This is a genomic window from Paraburkholderia ribeironis, from assembly GCF_900019265.1.
GTDB classification, from domain to species: Bacteria; Pseudomonadota; Gammaproteobacteria; order Burkholderiales; family Burkholderiaceae; genus Paraburkholderia; species Paraburkholderia ribeironis.
The window spans coordinates 67528-82955 of sequence record NZ_CYGX02000034.1; the positions used below are offsets into that span (position 1 = coordinate 67528).

Sequence of the window (15428 nt, forward strand, 5' to 3'; positions counted from 1 at the left end):
GCCGGACCGGCGGCTCGGATCGCCCGCCAGAGCGGCCTCAAGCAGCCGCCGTGGCGAGATGTTAAAGTGCCCGCTACCGAAATTTTCGCCGAACGTTGTCAACCGCCGCGCTGCCTGCGAGCAGTCAAGCGGTCCATAGCGGCGACAACGCCCGACTCGCATCAATGCCAAACACGACACCTCCCCGCACGACCGACGCGCTCCTGCACCGCCTGTCCGTGCTGACTTCAGGCCCGCAGCGCGGCGCGCTGACGCGCGGTCTGCGCGGCATCGAAAAGGAAAGTCTGCGCGTGACGCACGACGGCCAACTCGCGTTGACTCCGCATCCACGCGCGCTCGGCTCGGCGCTCACGCATCCGTCGCTCACCACCGACTATTCCGAAGCGCTGCTCGAACTGATCACGCCCGCCGAGCAGGACGTCCAGACCACGCTCGATAAGCTCGACACACTGCATCGTTACGTCTACGCGGAACTCGGCGACGAAATCCTGTGGAACCAGTCGATGCCGGGCCTGCTCCCCGACTCCGACGACGGCATTCCGATCGCGCACTACGGCACGTCCAACATCGGCAGACTGAAGTACGTGTACCGCGTGGGCCTCGCGCTGCGCTATGGCCGTACGATGCAGTGCATCGCGGGCGTCCACTACAACTACTCGCTGAGCGAGGATGTGTGGCGGCTGCTGCATGCCGATCAGCAATCCACCGCGAATGCCGTCGATTTCCAGTCCGAGCGCTACCTCGCGCTGATTCGCAATTTCCGCCGCACTTGCTGGCTGCTGATGTATCTGTTCGGGGCGTCGCCGGCGCTGGATCGCCGGTTTCTCCGCGATCGCAAACACACGCTCGACACGTTCGATGCCGACACGCTGTACCGGCCGTACGCGACCAGCTTGCGCATGAGCGACCTCGGCTATTCGAACACCACCGCACAAGCTGCGTTGCACGCCGACTACGACACGCTGCCGGGCTATCTCGACGCACTCGCCAAAGCGGTGAGCCAGCCGTATCCGGCCTACGAGGCGATCGGCACGCAGCGCGACGGCGAGTGGGTGCAGATCAACACCAACGTGTTGCAGATCGAAAACGAGTTTTACTCGACGATTCGTCCGAAGCGCGTCACGTATCCGGGCGAGCGGCCGCTGCATGCGCTCGCCGCTCGCGGCGTGCAATACGTCGAGGTACGTTGCATGGACATCGATCCGTTCGAGCCGCGCGGCATTTCGCTGGAGACGGCGCGCTTTCTCGACGCCTACCTGCTTGTCTGCGCGCTCGACGACAGCGCACTGCTGCCGCCACAAGCGTACGTCGAAGCCAATCAGAACTTCGGCAGCGTGACGCAGGAAGGCCGCAAGCCAGGTCTCGAGCTGACGCGCGAGGGCCGCGCGGTCGCAATGACGGACTGGGCCAACGAACTGCTGGGCAAGATCGACGCGGCGGCAGCAACGCTCGACGCGTTGCACGGCGGGGACGCGCACGCACGCGCCGTCGCGGCTCAACGCGCGAAGCTCGCGGATGTATCGCTGACCCCGTCGGCGCGCGTGTTGCAAATCATGCGCGACAAACAGCAAAGCTTCCTGGCGTTCGGTCTCGAGCAAAGCGAAGCGCACGCTGCGTATTTCCGTTCGCGTCCGCTGGATGCCGCCGAGACCCAGGCGTTCACCGAACTCAGCGCGCGATCGCTGGCTGAGCAGGCCCAACTGGAGCGCGAAGAAGTCGGCTCGTTCGACGCGTTCGTCGCAGCTTATCGCGCGTACACCTTGAATCGCTTCAGCGTCTGAACGGCGAGCATAGCGATGCGACGAAAAAGCGGCCCGCGTGGCCGCTTTTTTCTTGTGCGCAGGTAACGTCTACGTCGCACGGCCGACGCTCGAACGCGAGATCGGAAAATTCTCCGCGCATTCTGACGATTCTCTGACGTGGATGAAACACTGCATCGACGTTGCGGTCCAAATTGGTATGAGACGCTCCCATGACGGAGGTATCAACGTGATGAACAAAGTCCTGTTGGCTGCGCTGTGTCTGGCAGCGGCGGGCTGTTCGACGCAAGGGCAGGTCGACCCGGACATCATGCAGATCGCGACAACGCCGTTGACGTGTTCGCACAAAGCGGAATGCGACGTGTGGTGGCAACGGGCACAAATGTGGGTGTCGAGCCATTCGACATACCCGATCGAATCCTCGACCGACTCGCTGATTCAGACTGCCGGCCCGGACGGCGGCAAACGCGCGTTGGCGTATCAGATCACGCGCACCGTGAACCCCGACGGCACGGCGACGATTGGCTTTGCCGCGCACTGTGACGGCTCGCTGGGTTGCACGCCGAACCCGTGGGAAGCGGGCGCCGAGTTCAAGCTATACGTGCGAGGCAACGCAGCGGGTGCGCCGCTGGGCAGCGTGAAGCCGTCGCAAGCCGCACCCGCGCCGACGCATCCGGATGCACAGGGACAATCGGTGCCGGCGGCGAATGGCGAGACCATGACGCAGTAAAGATGCGGCGACGCGCGCAACGATGCAACGTAAAGCATCGTTTCGGCGCGCCGTCGCGTGCAGCATGAAACGAACTTCAATGTCCTAACGAAGGCCCAGCGCCCTTGCGCGGTTTCGTGATCCAGACCAATACCGCAAGCACCAGAAACGCGGCGCAGGAAATGCGGAAGAAATCGTTGGTGGCGAGCATATAGGCTTGCGAAGTCACCACCTGATTCACCTGCGCGGTCACGCCATCGCCCGACAAACCGATCCCGGCCAGCGCACCGGTATAGGCGTTGGTATTGGCCGAGTACACATTCACGGAATCGGCCAGCATCGCATGATGGTAGATCGTGTCGTTCTCCCAGAACGTCGTACTGATTGCTGTACCGATTGCGCCTGACAACGTGCGGAAGAAGTTGGACAACCCGGACGCGCTCGCCAGCCGCTCGTCGGGCACGCTGGACAGCGTAATGGTCGTCATCGGCACGAAGAAGCAGGCCACGCCGATACCTTGTACGAGACGCGGCCAGATCACGTGATTGAATGGCACGTCGAGGGTAAAGGTCGAGTTCCAGAACGACACGAGCGCGAACACGATGAACGCGAAACTCGCCACCATGCGCAGATTCAGGCGGTGCATGTTCTTGCCGATCATCGGCGACAGGAACAGCGCGAGCAGGCCGACCGGCGCAGTCGCCAGACCCGCGAGCCCGGGGGTGTAGCCCATCACCGTTTGCAGCCACAGTGGGAAGATCACCACCGACCCGAAGAAGGCCATGAACCCGAACGAAATGATCAGCACACCAAGCGCGAAATTGCGGTCCTTGAACAGCGAGAGATCGACGATGGGCTCCTTCTCCGTCATCTCCCACACCAGCAGGAAAGCGAGCGACACCACCGCGATCACCGCCAGCGACACGATGAACGTCGAGTTGAACCAGTCACGGTCCTTGCCGAGGTCGAGCATCATCTGCAGGCACGAGACCCCGATCACGAGCAGCGCGAGACCGATCGCATCGATGCGCTGCCGGGTGGTCTTCGTCTCGCGGCCACGCAGCAGCAGGTACGAGCACCCCGCCGAGAACAACCCGATCGGTACGTTGATGTAGAAGATCCACGGCCACGTGAAGTTGTCGGTGATATAACCGCCCATCACGGGTCCGAAAATCGGCGCGCAAATCACGGTCATCGCCCAGAGGCCCAGCGCGAGCCCGCGTTTGACTGGGGGATAGGAGCGCATCAGGATGGTCTGCGAAAGCGGAACCATCGGTCCGGAGACGAGCCCTTGCACGAGCCGGAACGCGATCAGCGACTCGAAGTTGTGCGCGAAGCCGCACAGCGCCGACGCAATCGTGAAGAGCAGCACGGACAGCGTGAAGAGCCGCACTTCGCCGACGCGTCGCGCGAGCCAGCCGGTCAGCGGCACCGCAATCGCCGAAGCGACCGAGTACGACGAGATGACCCATGTGCCCTGACTGGTCGCGACACCGAGGCTGCCCGAAATGGTCGGCACGGCGACGTTCGCAATCGAGGTATCCAGCACTTCCATGAAAGTGCCGAGCGCGAGGCCGACGGTAAGCAGCGCCAGCGCACCGCCCTTGAGCGGAGCGGGTTCGGCGGCAGGCGCGGCAGCAGCGGCGGGAGCCGTAGCGTCCATAGGTTGTTCTCCTCGACCGGGAAAGCTTGTCACAGCAGCTTTATCAGCCGCGCCCAACGGCGCGCTTGCATGCCGGATCACCCTCTGCCCAGACAGATATTTAAAGACAACGGCGCCTTTGAAAGCGCCTCTTTGCTATTGGCCACCGTGTTCCGGCGGCGACTCTTCAGTCGATTCTTTCCCGCGACTCCGGCCGCAACTCCGGCTGGAATCCGCACCCAACGTTCGCGCCTCCGTCGAGGCCGTTCGCAATGAAACGATCGAGCAGCGCGATCAGTGTCGCGTGCTCCGCGGCGGAAAACCCGCGTAGTTGTTCGTTCAGCACCGCAGCCCCCAGACTGGGTATTTGCCGCGCGGCGTCGTGGCCTTGCGGCGTCAGTTCGAGCTTCACCATCCGACGGTCGGTGTCACTGCGCGTGCGCACCACAAAGCCTTTCTTTTCAAGGCGATCCAGCAGGCGCGTCATCGAACCGCTGTCGTAAGACATTGCGCGCGACAGTTCAAACGGCGTGCTCGCGCGCCGCGACGACAGCATCAGAATCACGCCGATCTGTTGCGCCGTCAGCCCCAGCGGCTTGACCGCGCGATCCATCCGCTCGACTAGCACGTTCCGCGCTTTCGTCAGGTAATAGCCGAGACTCGACGTGAGGTCGCACTGGTCGGCCTTGTACGAACTTTCAGTCATCGCGTATCCAGAACTTCGACAGGCAGAACGGAGTTTAGCTGCCTAAGCAGGCAAGTCAAATCGCATCGTACGAGCGGTGCGAAAACAACACAACAATCGCCCGCGGGCCAGAGTATGTTGAAATTTGCTTGCATGGTCAATATTATTGCAGGCAATGAGTTACGCGCGACCCGCGCCGAACGAGACCATGTTCTGACCGATCGTCTGCACGCCGCGAGCGCGACGTGCGAAAAAAGGATTTCCCCATGCTGTACCTCAAAAACACGCTTGGCGGCCTGAGCCGCTCCCTCACCGATTCCGCGTTGAATAGCTTCCAGGGGCCGCACCGCTGGTGGAAACTGGCCCTGTTCGGCGTGCTGTTCGTGCTGCCCGGCGGATCGGTAGGTGTCGCGGTGCTGGCGTGGTTCGAACATCGCCGGGGACGAAATGACAGCAAGGCGGCGCTTGGGGAATTCGCGGCGGCGCCGCTCCCGGCAGAAAGCCTCACGACTGCGGCCACCCACGCAGTACCGATCTCGCCCGCATGCAAGACGCGCGGCGGTGCGCCCTGTCGGGCGGCGGCCGGCAAGCTGGCGCGGCAAGGAACTGCCACGGAATCACGGGTTTAACGGTCCGACGGCACGCCTGGTAACGGCACGTAACCATCGCGACACCCCAAGTAACACACCCGCGCGCATCCCGCATTACCCTTTCAGTTTCCCGCGCTCCAGCGGGCTCATACGCTAACATTCCGGCAGACCGTGATCTCGCCCGGCCGACGTTGCCGCCATCGGCCGCGCCGCGGCGTCCAGAAGGAATTCATTGCATGCAGTCTGATCGAATCTCGCGCGCGCGGTGGGTTGCGCCTCGCGCCTTGACCATTGCGGTAACGGCGGCGCTCGCCACCCTGCTGGGCGCGTGCGCCGTCGGCCCCGACTACAAGCGTCCGGCCACGGAGGTCCCCGCTTCTTTCAAGGAAGCCCCACCTGGCTGGAAAGTCGCCGAACCGGCCGATCAACAAGATCGCGGCAACTGGTGGACGATTTACGAAGACCCCCAGCTCAGTGCCCTCGAAGACAAGCTGAACGCCGCGAACCAGACTGTCGCTCAATTCGCCGCCGCGTACCGGCAGGCGCGTGCGCTGGTCGGCGAAGCGCGTGCGGCGTATTTCCCGACCATCGGCGCATCGGCGGGCGCGACGCGTTTCGGCAACGGTGCCTCGTCCGGCGGCAATGCGACCACCGCAACGAGTCGCGCCGGCATCGGCAACAGCTTCACCGTGCAACTTGACGCCAGCTGGGAACCGGATCTGTGGGGTTCGGTCACCCGCTCGGTCAACGCTCAGAAGGCTGGCCAGCAAGGCGCGGCCGCCGACCTCGCCAACGCGCGGCTGTCCGCCCAGGCGACGCTTGCGCAAACGTACTTCTCGCTGCGCGCACTCGACTCCACCCAGAATCTGCTCGACAACACCGTCGCAGCCTATCAACGCTCGCTGCAGCTCACGCAAAACCAGTACGCCGCGGGCGTCGCCGCGCGCTCGGACGTGATCCAGGCGCAAGCGCAGTTGCAGTCGGCGCAGGCGGCGGCGATCGAGAATGGCATTCAACGCGCGCAGGACGAGCACGCGATCGCTGTGCTGGTCGGCGTGCCGCCATCGGTCTTCTCGATCCCGCCGATACCGCTCACCGCCACGCCGCCCGCCGTGCCCGCGCAAATGCCGTCCGCGCTGCTCGAGCGGCGTCCGGACATCGCGTCGGCGGAACGCAAGGCCGCCGCGGCAAACGAGCAGATCGGCGTCGCGATCGCCGCATTTTTCCCGACGCTGACGGTATCGGCCACCGGCGGCTTCGAAAATTCTGTGTTCTCACAATTGCTAACCCTGCCGTCGCGCTTCTGGACAGTCGGCCCGCAACTCGCGGCCACACTGTTCGACGCCGGTCTGCGCAAGGCTAAGACCGACGCCGCTCGCGCCGCGTACGACGCGGACGTCGCAAGCTATCGCCAAACGGTGTTGGCCGCGTTCCAGGACGTGGAGGACAACCTCGCGTCGCTGCGCATTCTCGAACAGGAAATCGTCGTGCAACGGCAGGCGGTCGAGTCGGCGCGCCGCGCGCTCGAGATCGTCATAAACGAGTACAAAGCGGGCACGGTCGGCTTCGTCAACGTGCTGACCGCGCAGACCACGGCGTTCACGGCCGAGCAAAAGCTCGAGAACATCGCGGGTCAGCGGATGGTGTCGTCGGTGGGTCTCGTGAAGGCGCTGGGTGGCGGCTGGGACGTGTCGCAGATGAATCGCGAAACGGGCGACGTGGCCGCGCCGCTGCCGGCTGCATCGGCGGTTCCGGTCGCACAAAGCGGCGTCACGCCGCAGCCACAAATTCAAAGCAAGTAAGCGCGGCGAGCCGCGCGAGGCGCTCAGCGACGCAAAGCAGGCAAAGCAAAAGAGGCATGGCCGCGAAATGCGCCCATGCCTCTTTTTCAACTCCATCATCACGCACCGTGCACGCCGACCCGCGCCACTACGCCGGCCAATCGCGTCAGCATCAGTGCACGAACGTCAACGCCACCGTGCCCGACCCAGTGGGCCGGCCCAACAGATTCAGCAATCCCGCGAGGTTATCGCGCGCCTCGGGCGCGGCACTGGCCATGCCGTGAAACGACGTCGACGCGGCCGACACCGTACCGCTGCCGCTCAGCATCAACGGCCCCTTGAGGGTCGTCAGGTCGAGCGTGGACGATGCGCCCTGCGCCTGGAACGTCACCCGGTACGAGCCGAGCGGCTTGACCAGCGAGACTCGCGAGCTGACGTCGTTCAACGTCACGGTGACTTGCCCGAACGCCTCCCTGTTGAAACTGCGCCAGTCGGACCAGGCGAGCTGCACATTGCCCTGCAGATCGAGCGTATTGAATGGCGCACCCAGCCCGCTCAGCAGCGAAGCCGGCACGGCGATCACACCGGGCGTCACGGTCGCGCTGCGTGGCGTGGCGTCGACCGTGATCGGATCGGGCATCGCCTCGCTATGCCGCATGATCATCCGTACGCGGCCGGTGAAGAGCGGCCAGAACGCCGTGCGCCATTCGATCCGTCCAGGCAGCAGCGTCGCCGCGCTCATATCGGACCCGGCGGCCAGCATCAGCGTGGCCGAGCCGTGCCAGAGCGAGCCGGCCGGGTCGACGAGATTGACGTGGCCATGCGTCTGCCGCGCGAACTGCGGCGTGATCCATGCGGCCGGCAACAACGTGAGCATCACAGCGGCGGCGGACAGTACCGCGACCACCAGCCAGGGCAGCGCGACGCGCAGGCGCCGCATCCAGTAAGTCATGCGAGATCCTGAGACGGCACGGTCATTTCGCGGTCGACGGCTGTAACGACGCCGTCAGATCCACCTGGCCGTCGTCCTTCAGCGCGGTCACATGCGCCTCGGCGACTTGCACCTTGAACTGCTTGCGCACATCGTCGACCCAGCTCGTCCATACCGGAAACGACGCGTTCTTCATCTGGATCTGCACCACGTTGCCGATCACCTGTACCTGCGTCGCGGCCAGCCCATGGTCGCCGAGCGAAGCGGTGAGGGCGTCCTTCAGCGCGGCGCCGGTCGGCGCGACGCCTTGAGCCGCCGCCGACAGCGCACGCGCTTCGTTCGCTTGCGCGGTCATCTGCGCCAGTTGCCGTTGCAGGCTCGGCAGCGTTTCACGCAGATGCGCTCGACCTTCCTGCGCCGGCGCCCATAGCACCGACCACGCGATCACCACGGCGAGCGCGCCCCCGCCCCACGTTATCAGGGCTTTTTCACGCTCGGTGCGCTGGCCCCAGAATCCGGCCCATGTTTGAGCGAGTTCAGCTTTCATTGTCCGTTCCTGATGGTCCACTTGCCGGTATTGCTGTCGATTGCGCCGTTCAGCCCGTTACGCGCGAGGCGTTTCGCGAAGTCGGCGTCGACTTTGACTGCGGGCTTGAAGGTCACGTCGAGCCGCCGGTCGTGATAATCGAGCGCGGCGATGCCGTTGACCGGCACCGGCGCGAGCGAGCGCGCAAGACCATCGGCCAGCGACAGGAAATCGTCTGGCGACAGCTGGCCCGCCGCGACCCGCAATTGCTGCAACTGGCGCGACATCTGGTCAGGTGCATCGAGCACGACCGTCGTCTTGGGAAAGGTGTCGAGCAGCAGCAAGGTTATCTTCGTATTGAGCTCGTCGCGTTGGCGCGCGAGCATCAGCCACTGCACGTTCGCGCCGATAATCGCGATCACCAGCGCGCCGACCGCCAGCAGCAACGGCAGACGCAGACGCCGCATGGTCGCGCGGTCGAGCCGCCACGGCTGCGACGCGAACTCGAACTGGCACAGATCGAAGCGGCACTCCAGCGCGCGCCGCGCGAGCTGCTCGAACGGCAACGGACTCGCGCCGTGGATGTGCGCGGCCAGCCGCGCCGGACTGGTCGTGGCGAGACTCGGCTCGTTGCCAGGCACTTCGGTCAGCATGTGCAGCGAAACCGGCGCCGCACCGGCAAGCGCGCCGAGTGTCGCGTTCACCGCATTGGCCGGCACCGCCAGCCCTTCGCCTTGCGCACCGCGCGCAATCGCCAGTTCGACACGCGGCACGCCGTTCTCGACCGCACCATCCAGCAGCACGGCGGGCGCGGTCTGCACCACGGCGCCGAGCACGGCCGCCACCATCGGCACCACCGACGTGACCTCGGGCGCCACCACCGGCGCCACGCCCGGCAACGCCGTCGCGACGCCGGCCGAGCCCGCCATGACCGGCTCGCTCGCGCTGGCCAATTCCACCACTTCGGCCGGCGTACCGGACATACCGGACATACCGGCCATACCGGACGCGCCGGACGCCGCTGGCGCGGCGGCCTGCGGCAGACAGCGCGTGACGGGCACGGCGCGCAAGCTGCGGTGGCCGGCCGCCGTGAACGCTTCGCAGATAAAGCGGAACCAGCCGCGGTCGATGATCGCCAGCAACTGCCGGCCGCCTGCGAGCGGTTGCGGATCGACGGCGATGTGGCAGGTTTGCGGGTCCTGGATCAGGTGATCCTCGACGATGTTGGGCAATGCCTGACGCAGCTTCGGACCGCGCAGCGGCGGCAACTGCGTGGACATCATCAGCAGATCGCGTGCGGCGACCATCAGCACCGCCGTCGACGCCCGCGGCAGCAGCGCGAGCGCCGAGCGGCCGGCGCGCTGGGTGCGGCCCGACTTGTCGAGCAGGACGAACGGCAACTCCGGCAGTTGCCATTCCTGCGATGGCACCGCCGGATCACGCGGCGGCAGTAGGACGATCAGCGTGCTCAAAGGCCACTCTCTCTGGGAATTGCGTTGTTCATGGTTGGTCTTGTACCCGCACGATACGCGTAGTGTGAGTCATTGCGTCGCGATAGACGAGGGTCGTGCGGTCCACTTCGGCACGTTCGTGCTGCACGCGGCCATGAATCAGGAAGTAGCTCGAGTTGACATCGAACTGGCTCGTATCGAATGAGACCGACTGCATACCGGCGCCGCGCAACGCGAGCTGCACGTCGCTGACGTTGTGGAAAAAAATCGTCTGCCGGCTCGCGACAAAACCCTGTGCGGCCGACAGGTTCATACCCGGCACGATCGCCGCAATCACTTCGGCCGACGCCGTATTCATGTTGACCGCCGAGACGGTCGGCAGCACGGTGACGAAGGGCCGCAAGCGCGCGACGGTCTCTGGCGTATAGCCCGGAATATCGAGCAGCGAGTCGACGCTGATCATCTGCAGTGGCGCGGCCGCGCCGTTGTCGTCGCTGTCCTCGATGCCGGGTTTGTCGGTGAAACTGCCGCCGGTGGCGCCGCCCTGAATGGTCTGGGTCGCCGTCGTGCCGCTGGTGGATGTGTTGGTGGACGTGACACTCTGGAAGCGGGTCGCCGATTGCGAGAGGCTTGCGCGCACCTGCACGGCGGTGGTCTTCGCCAGCTGGCTGTTCACGCCGAGCGAGACCAGCAGACGCTGATACGCGCCGATCTGGTCGGTGTTCAGTTGCAGCACGCCGGGCGCGGGGCTCGACACCAGATTGCGCAGATTGAATTTCGCCTGCGCGTCTTCGATCGACCCGGACAGATAGGTGGCCGCGCCTTGCTCGGCCCGGACCTCGCCGATCTGTCCGAGAAAATCGGACAGGCGCGTCTTCGCGATCGGCACGCCCCACAGACCGCCCAAATACGTGATACCGGCCGACGTATCGCCTTCCGAGCGCAGGATCAGACGCGTCCAGTCCAGCGCGCCGCGCGCCACCCATTGTGCCTGCAACAGCAGCCGCTGATTTTCGATCCGGCGAATCTGCACCTGTTGACGCCACAGCATGCCGGACACCAGGATCGCCGACAGCGCCACCACCAGCAACGCGCTGATGATGGCCGCGCCTCGCTGTCGCACGCGCGACGCGTGGCGTCGAGGCTGTTCGGCGCGGGCACGGATGGGCAGGCTCGCCGGGCCCGGCAGCGAAGCAGGAGAAGACCATCGCGCGGAGAAGCAAGAGAACTTCATGTCATTCTCCGACCAGAAAAATCCGCCCGACGGGCCGCGCCAACGAACCGGCGCCAATGCTCACTTCGAGCCCCGTCACCGAGCGCGGCAGCGGTGCACTGCCGAGCTGCGGCACCTTCAGATTGTTGTCGGCCTCGGTGATCGCGCTCTGCACGTCGTTCATCTGCGTGGTCCAGCCGATTTTCGGCACATAGAGCCGCGCGGAGATCGAACTCACGCCAGCCATCAACGGCACGGCGTTCCAGCCTTCGCCTTCGCTGCCGCGCAGCGCCCGCCGCAATTGGCCGACATTGCTCAGTGGCGGCGACGCGTAGCGAATCACGCGTCCATTCGACACCTGGTAGCGCACCACCTGCAGACGCGGCGCCGTCCCGGGCAAGGACATACGCCGCACGATCTGCAGCGTGGCGCCGGACACCGAAATCGCCGCCTGCCCGGACTCGTCGTCCGACGCCGCCTGGCGCGCGTCGATCCGCATCTGGTCGAACAACTGCGCAAAGACGCGTTCGTCTTCCATCGCGTTCGTGATGGTCGTGCGGCCGCGAATGATCTGGTCGAGCCCGCGCCACGACAGCACGGCGATCACCGCCAGGATCGCAATCGCGACCAGCAGTTCGATCAGCGTGAAGCCACGCGCGCCCGACCGGCGGCGGCGCTCACAGCGAGCGGTTGTTTTCATTGGCGACCACCGTGACCATCTGAGCGAGATTGCCGGAACGCCCAGGCATCGTCACCATCACTTCTACACGACGAAACACCGGGTTCGGCGTCGCCGTCACATGCTCGGTACAGATCAGCTGCAAGTTGCCCTGCGAGCAATCGAAACTCGTCTCGCCGACGTTCGGCCACGCATGCGTCAGACGCAATTGCGCGAGCGCGTTGTCCGCGCTCCAGCCCGCCAGCAGGCGGCGGTGCAAATCGGCTTCGCCGCTCGCGAGGCTGCCGACCGCGCGCAGCGATGCAGCCAACGCGACCGCGATGATCGCGAGCGCCACCAGCACCTCGATCATCGTGAATCCGCGCTGCGCGCGCTGGCCCGTCTTGCGAGCCATCCTGCCACTGCAACGAAGCATCTCAGTGCACCTCGTAGCGGCCATTGCCGGTGCCGACGATCGTCGCGCGCCCCGCCGCCGAAAACAGCGTGATCTGCACCGGCACGTCGATCGCTTCGGTGCCGAAAACGATGCGGCTGGGTTGCGAATCCGAACCCGGATAGCTGATCGTCACGCCCGTCACGCCGCCTTCCCAGCGACGCGGCCCGAGCAGGTCGTCACGCAGCGGACGCCAGCCGTCTTCGGTATGCTGGTCGAAACGAAAGCCGCCTTCGATCGGTTGCCACGCAATCGGCCTTGCGCGCACCTGCGCTTCATCGCCGGCCGATTCGAACAGCAGCGCGAGACGCTGCGCTTCCTCGTTCAGATCGGTGCGCGGATTACGCGTCATCGTCAGCGCGGTCAGCGACACCAGCAAGCCGGCGATCACCAGCACCACCATCATTTCGAGCAACGTGAAGCCCGCGGCGCGGCGCGGGCCGCCGCGCCTGAGCAACACACCCGGGCGAGGCGCGCCCGCACGCGCCTCGCGCGGCGACGAGGCCGGGTACAGAGTGCCCACACAGGACTTGCAAGCGGACATACGCATAGTGCCGGCCACCAACGATCAACGGGAAATCAAACAACGGTGCATCGACAGAATACGCGCGTGGCGTCCGACAGCAGGGCAGACGCGGAGGCGATTGCGCGCATGAAAATCAACAACGGTTCGCCGACCGTCTATTGCCAGGAGCCGATATCGGCATCGTTGCCTTCGCCACCCGCCTTGCCGTCCGCGCCGTAACTGAATACGTCGATCTCGCCATGCACGCCCGGATTCAGATACTGGTAGCCATTGCCCCACGGGTCGTTCGGCAGGCGCTCGAGGTAGCCGCCGTCCTTCCAGTTGTTCGGCACCGGGTCGGTGCTCGGCTTTTCGATCAGCGAGCGCAGACCTTGCTCCTGGGTCGGGTAGCGACCGTTGTCGAGCCGGTAGAGCTTGAGCGCCTGCATCACCGTGCCGATGTCCTGCCGCGCGGCAACGCGGCGTGCTTCATCGGGACGACTCATGATCTTCGGCACGATCAGCGCGGCCAGAATGCCGAGAATCGCGATCACGACCATGATTTCGATCAGCGTAAAACCACGTTGACGACGGCTGCGCGAACCCGCGATATCAGTGCGGCGAGTGGTCGACAGTTGCATAGCTTGCTACCTCTTTTCAGGTGAATTTTTCGACTGGGGGCGGGTTCGCTTATCAGCGTCAGGCCGCCATTGAACACGCCCGGCCGGTCATTTTAATGTCATGGTGTGGAAGGGTTTCAACCTGACGCAATATTCACAATAATCCGTACAATGATGCGCATGAACGCCATCCAAATCCGTCTTCTGTCGCTTGCGCTGTTCGCCGTGTTCTGCGCGACGCTGACCTACTGGGTCATCACGCTCACCACGATGTCCGGTGCACCGTTACCCGCTGCCGCCGCGCACGCGCAGCCCTCGACCGACCAGGCCGCCGCGCTGTTCGGCGGCCAGCTCACGCGCAATGCCAACCAGGATGTGCATCTGTTCGGCATTCTCGCTTTACGCGAAGGCGCGGCGGCCATCGTCAGCGTCGGCGGTGAGCCACCGCATGCGGTATCGATCGGCAGCACGCTGATGCAAGGCGCCAAACTCTCCGAAGTCCGCGCCCGCTCGATCATCATCGATCGCAATGGCGCGCACTCCGAAGTCTTCCTGCCCGCCAATGCGGGCGGTCCCACGATCTACGTGCGCTGAGGCGGCAAGCGCACGGCTCGTGCGGCTGTCGTCGTCAGGACGCTCATGCCGCCTGCGGCACCCGCGCCGCGCAATCCAGCCTCCGTGCGCTTTACTGCACGAGGTTGTTCAACTCGATGATCGGCAGCATCACGGCCAGCACGATCACCAGCACCACGCCCCCCATCGCCAGAATCAGCAACGGCTCCAGCAGGCTCGTCAGGAACATCGTGCGGCGCTCCAGTTCGCGCGCTTCGCCGTCGGCCGCGCGGTCGAGCATGGTCGTCACGTCGCCGGTCGCTTCGCCCGAACGGATCAGGTGCACCAGCACCGGCGGGAACGTCTTCGTATTGCCGAGCGCGCGTGACAGCGACGTGCCTTCGCGCACGCGCACAATCGCGTCGTCGATGTTCTCGCGCATCGCGGTATTGCTGAGCGTTTCGGCGGCGGCCTGCAGCGCGCGCAGAATCGGCACGCCCGCGGCGGTCAGAATGCCGAGCGTGCTGGCAAAGCGCACCGTGTTGTAGCCGCGCACGAGTTTGCCGATGAGCAGCGCGGTCAGCAGCCACCGGTCGAACGCGAGGCGCGGGCCGGGCTGCTTCAGAACGGAGCGCACCAGATACACCAGCGCGAATACACCGATCAGCATCGCCCACCACCAGTTCCGCACGAAGCCGGACAGCGCCATCATCACGACGGTGAGGAAGGGGAGTTGCTGCTTGGTGCTGGCGAACACGTTCACCACTTGCGGCACCACGTAACTCAACAGAAACGTGACGATGCCAAACGCGATGATCGTCACGATGGTCGGATACGTGAACGCGAGCACGATCTTCTGCTTGAGCGCATTGCGTTGCTCGATGTAGTCGGCGAGGCGCGACAGCACTAGACCGAGCTTGCCCGTGTGTTCACCGGCGGCGACGAGCGCCCGGTAAATCTCGGGGAAGTCTTTCGGATGCTGCGCCAGCGCGTTGGCGAGCGAATGACCGCCGAGCACTTCGGCGCGAATCGACGCCATCAGTTCACGGATGTAGTCGCGTTCCGATTGTTCGGTGAGCACCGCGAGCGCTTCGTCGAGCGGCAAGCCGGCGATCAGCAGACTGGCCAGCTGGCGCGTCAGGATCGCCTGTTCGCGCTGTGACAGCCGCCGCCCGAGCGACAAGCGTTGATTGCGCTCGCCGCGCGTGCGCGACGCCGCCGGCTCCACGACGAGCGGCGTGAGTCCCTGCGAGCGCAGATTGGTGCGGGCGCCGCGAGCGCTGTCGGCATCGAGCACGCCCTTTTGCGGCTTGCCCGCCGCGTCGATCGCTTCGAAACGAAATGCCGGCAT

At 65.0% G+C, this 15428-nt stretch carries 16 protein-coding genes; 5 read left to right on the forward strand and 11 right to left on the reverse strand.

The annotated features are described in order from the left end of the window. Nucleotides 1-164: 164 nt before the first annotated feature. Nucleotides 165-1781, forward strand: a complete 1617-nt coding sequence (gene gshA / locus BN2475_RS16290; RefSeq protein WP_094780532.1) for a glutamate--cysteine ligase — start codon at nucleotides 165-167, stop codon at nucleotides 1779-1781. A gap of 211 nt (nucleotides 1782-1992) precedes the next feature. Then, the gene (locus tag BN2475_RS16295) at nucleotides 1993-2490 is read left to right on the forward strand and encodes a hypothetical protein (protein WP_174641965.1); all 498 of its coding nucleotides are present in this window, start codon (nucleotides 1993-1995) and stop codon (nucleotides 2488-2490) included. A gap of 76 nt (nucleotides 2491-2566) precedes the next feature. Here the strand turns inward: BN2475_RS16295 and BN2475_RS16300 are convergent, their stop codons facing one another. After that, complete coding sequence (locus BN2475_RS16300; protein WP_094780533.1) at nucleotides 2567-4132, reverse strand: DHA2 family efflux MFS transporter permease subunit; 1566 nt, start codon at nucleotides 4130-4132, stop codon at nucleotides 2567-2569. A 166-nt stretch (nucleotides 4133-4298) separates the two neighbouring features. Further along, nucleotides 4299-4817 carry a MarR family winged helix-turn-helix transcriptional regulator gene (locus tag BN2475_RS16305; RefSeq protein ID WP_094780534.1) on the reverse strand — a complete coding sequence of 173 codons (519 nt, stop codon included), beginning with the start codon at nucleotides 4815-4817 and terminating at the stop codon, nucleotides 4299-4301. 245 nt (nucleotides 4818-5062) lie between these two features. Between BN2475_RS16305 and BN2475_RS16310 the strand changes: the two genes are divergently transcribed. Beyond that, a complete protein-coding gene (locus tag BN2475_RS16310) occupies nucleotides 5063-5425 on the forward strand; it encodes a hypothetical protein (protein ID WP_094780535.1) in 363 nt (120 codons plus the stop codon). A gap of 197 nt (nucleotides 5426-5622) precedes the next feature. After that, the gene (locus BN2475_RS16315; protein ID WP_094780536.1) at nucleotides 5623-7188 is read left to right on the forward strand and encodes an efflux transporter outer membrane subunit; all 1566 of its coding nucleotides are present in this window, start codon (nucleotides 5623-5625) and stop codon (nucleotides 7186-7188) included. 151 nt (nucleotides 7189-7339) lie between these two features. Here the strand turns inward: BN2475_RS16315 and BN2475_RS16320 are convergent, their stop codons facing one another. The 8 genes from BN2475_RS16320 to gspG form a co-directional block, all read right to left on the reverse strand. Next, entirely contained in the window at nucleotides 7340-8119 is a 780-nt protein-coding gene (locus tag BN2475_RS16320) for a type II secretion system protein N (RefSeq protein WP_094780537.1), read from the reverse strand. A 22-nt stretch (nucleotides 8120-8141) separates the two neighbouring features. Continuing rightward, complete coding sequence (locus BN2475_RS16325) at nucleotides 8142-8645, reverse strand: type II secretion system protein M (protein WP_094780538.1); 504 nt, start codon at nucleotides 8643-8645, stop codon at nucleotides 8142-8144. After that, nucleotides 8642-10096: a type II secretion system protein GspL gene (gspL, locus tag BN2475_RS16330; protein ID WP_094780539.1), complete on the reverse strand. Its 1455-nt coding sequence runs from the start codon at nucleotides 10094-10096 to the stop codon at nucleotides 8642-8644. The genes BN2475_RS16325 and gspL overlap by 4 nt, the downstream gene beginning before the upstream one ends. A 28-nt stretch (nucleotides 10097-10124) precedes the next feature. Continuing rightward, nucleotides 10125-11309, reverse strand: coding sequence for a type II secretion system minor pseudopilin GspK (gene gspK, locus BN2475_RS16335; RefSeq protein ID WP_094780540.1), 1185 nt, complete (start codon nucleotides 11307-11309; stop codon nucleotides 10125-10127). Between the two features lies 1 nt (nucleotide 11310). Beyond that, nucleotides 11311-11988, reverse strand: a complete 678-nt coding sequence (locus BN2475_RS16340) for a PulJ/GspJ family protein (RefSeq protein ID WP_094780541.1) — start codon at nucleotides 11986-11988, stop codon at nucleotides 11311-11313. Next, a complete protein-coding gene (gene gspI / locus BN2475_RS16345) occupies nucleotides 11966-12382 on the reverse strand; it encodes a type II secretion system minor pseudopilin GspI (RefSeq protein ID WP_425435539.1) in 417 nt (138 codons plus the stop codon). Before gspI ends, BN2475_RS16340 begins: the two co-directional genes overlap by 23 nt. A 1-nt stretch (nucleotide 12383) precedes the next feature. After that, a complete protein-coding gene (locus BN2475_RS16350; protein ID WP_094780543.1) occupies nucleotides 12384-12950 on the reverse strand; it encodes a GspH/FimT family pseudopilin in 567 nt (188 codons plus the stop codon). 131 nt (nucleotides 12951-13081) lie between these two features. Next, nucleotides 13082-13546: a type II secretion system major pseudopilin GspG gene (gspG, locus tag BN2475_RS16355; RefSeq protein WP_094780544.1), complete on the reverse strand. Its 465-nt coding sequence runs from the start codon at nucleotides 13544-13546 to the stop codon at nucleotides 13082-13084. A 159-nt stretch (nucleotides 13547-13705) separates the two neighbouring features. On the opposite strand from gspG, the gene BN2475_RS16360 reads away from it, so the two are divergent. Then, nucleotides 13706-14119, forward strand: a complete 414-nt coding sequence (locus tag BN2475_RS16360) for a type II secretion system protein N (RefSeq protein ID WP_094780621.1) — start codon at nucleotides 13706-13708, stop codon at nucleotides 14117-14119. 91 nt (nucleotides 14120-14210) lie between these two features. Here BN2475_RS16360 and gspF read toward each other — a convergent pair whose 3' ends face one another. Next, nucleotides 14211-15428 carry a type II secretion system inner membrane protein GspF gene (gene gspF, locus BN2475_RS16365; RefSeq protein WP_094780545.1) on the reverse strand — a complete coding sequence of 406 codons (1218 nt, stop codon included), beginning with the start codon at nucleotides 15426-15428 and terminating at the stop codon, nucleotides 14211-14213.

Excerpts from the sequence above, each read along its gene's own strand:
- gshA (WP_094780532.1), top strand. The coding sequence starts at position 165 with ATGCCAAACACGACACCTCCCCGCACGACCGACGCGCTCCTGCACCGC.
- BN2475_RS16295 (WP_174641965.1), top strand. The coding sequence starts at position 1,993 with ATGAACAAAGTCCTGTTGGCTGCGCTGTGTCTGGCAGCGGCGGGCTGT.
- BN2475_RS16300 (WP_094780533.1), bottom strand. The coding sequence starts at position 4,132 with ATGGACGCTACGGCTCCCGCCGCTGCTGCCGCGCCTGCCGCCGAACCC.
- BN2475_RS16305 (WP_094780534.1), bottom strand. The coding sequence starts at position 4,817 with ATGACTGAAAGTTCGTACAAGGCCGACCAGTGCGACCTCACGTCGAGT.
- BN2475_RS16310 (WP_094780535.1), top strand. The coding sequence starts at position 5,063 with ATGCTGTACCTCAAAAACACGCTTGGCGGCCTGAGCCGCTCCCTCACC.
- BN2475_RS16315 (WP_094780536.1), top strand. The coding sequence starts at position 5,623 with ATGCAGTCTGATCGAATCTCGCGCGCGCGGTGGGTTGCGCCTCGCGCC.
- BN2475_RS16320 (WP_094780537.1), bottom strand. The coding sequence starts at position 8,119 with ATGACTTACTGGATGCGGCGCCTGCGCGTCGCGCTGCCCTGGCTGGTG.
- BN2475_RS16325 (WP_094780538.1), bottom strand. The coding sequence starts at position 8,645 with ATGAAAGCTGAACTCGCTCAAACATGGGCCGGATTCTGGGGCCAGCGC.
- gspK (WP_094780540.1), bottom strand. The coding sequence starts at position 11,309 with ATGAAGTTCTCTTGCTTCTCCGCGCGATGGTCTTCTCCTGCTTCGCTG.
- BN2475_RS16340 (WP_094780541.1), bottom strand. The coding sequence starts at position 11,988 with ATGAAAACAACCGCTCGCTGTGAGCGCCGCCGCCGGTCGGGCGCGCGT.
- gspI (WP_425435539.1), bottom strand. The coding sequence starts at position 12,382 with ATGCTTCGTTGCAGTGGCAGGATGGCTCGCAAGACGGGCCAGCGCGCG.
- BN2475_RS16350 (WP_094780543.1), bottom strand. The coding sequence starts at position 12,950 with ATGCGTATGTCCGCTTGCAAGTCCTGTGTGGGCACTCTGTACCCGGCC.
- gspG (WP_094780544.1), bottom strand. The coding sequence starts at position 13,546 with ATGCAACTGTCGACCACTCGCCGCACTGATATCGCGGGTTCGCGCAGC.
- BN2475_RS16360 (WP_094780621.1), top strand. The coding sequence starts at position 13,706 with ATGAACGCCATCCAAATCCGTCTTCTGTCGCTTGCGCTGTTCGCCGTG.
- gspF (WP_094780545.1), bottom strand. The coding sequence starts at position 15,428 with ATGCCGGCATTTCGTTTCGAAGCGATCGACGCGGCGGGCAAGCCGCAA.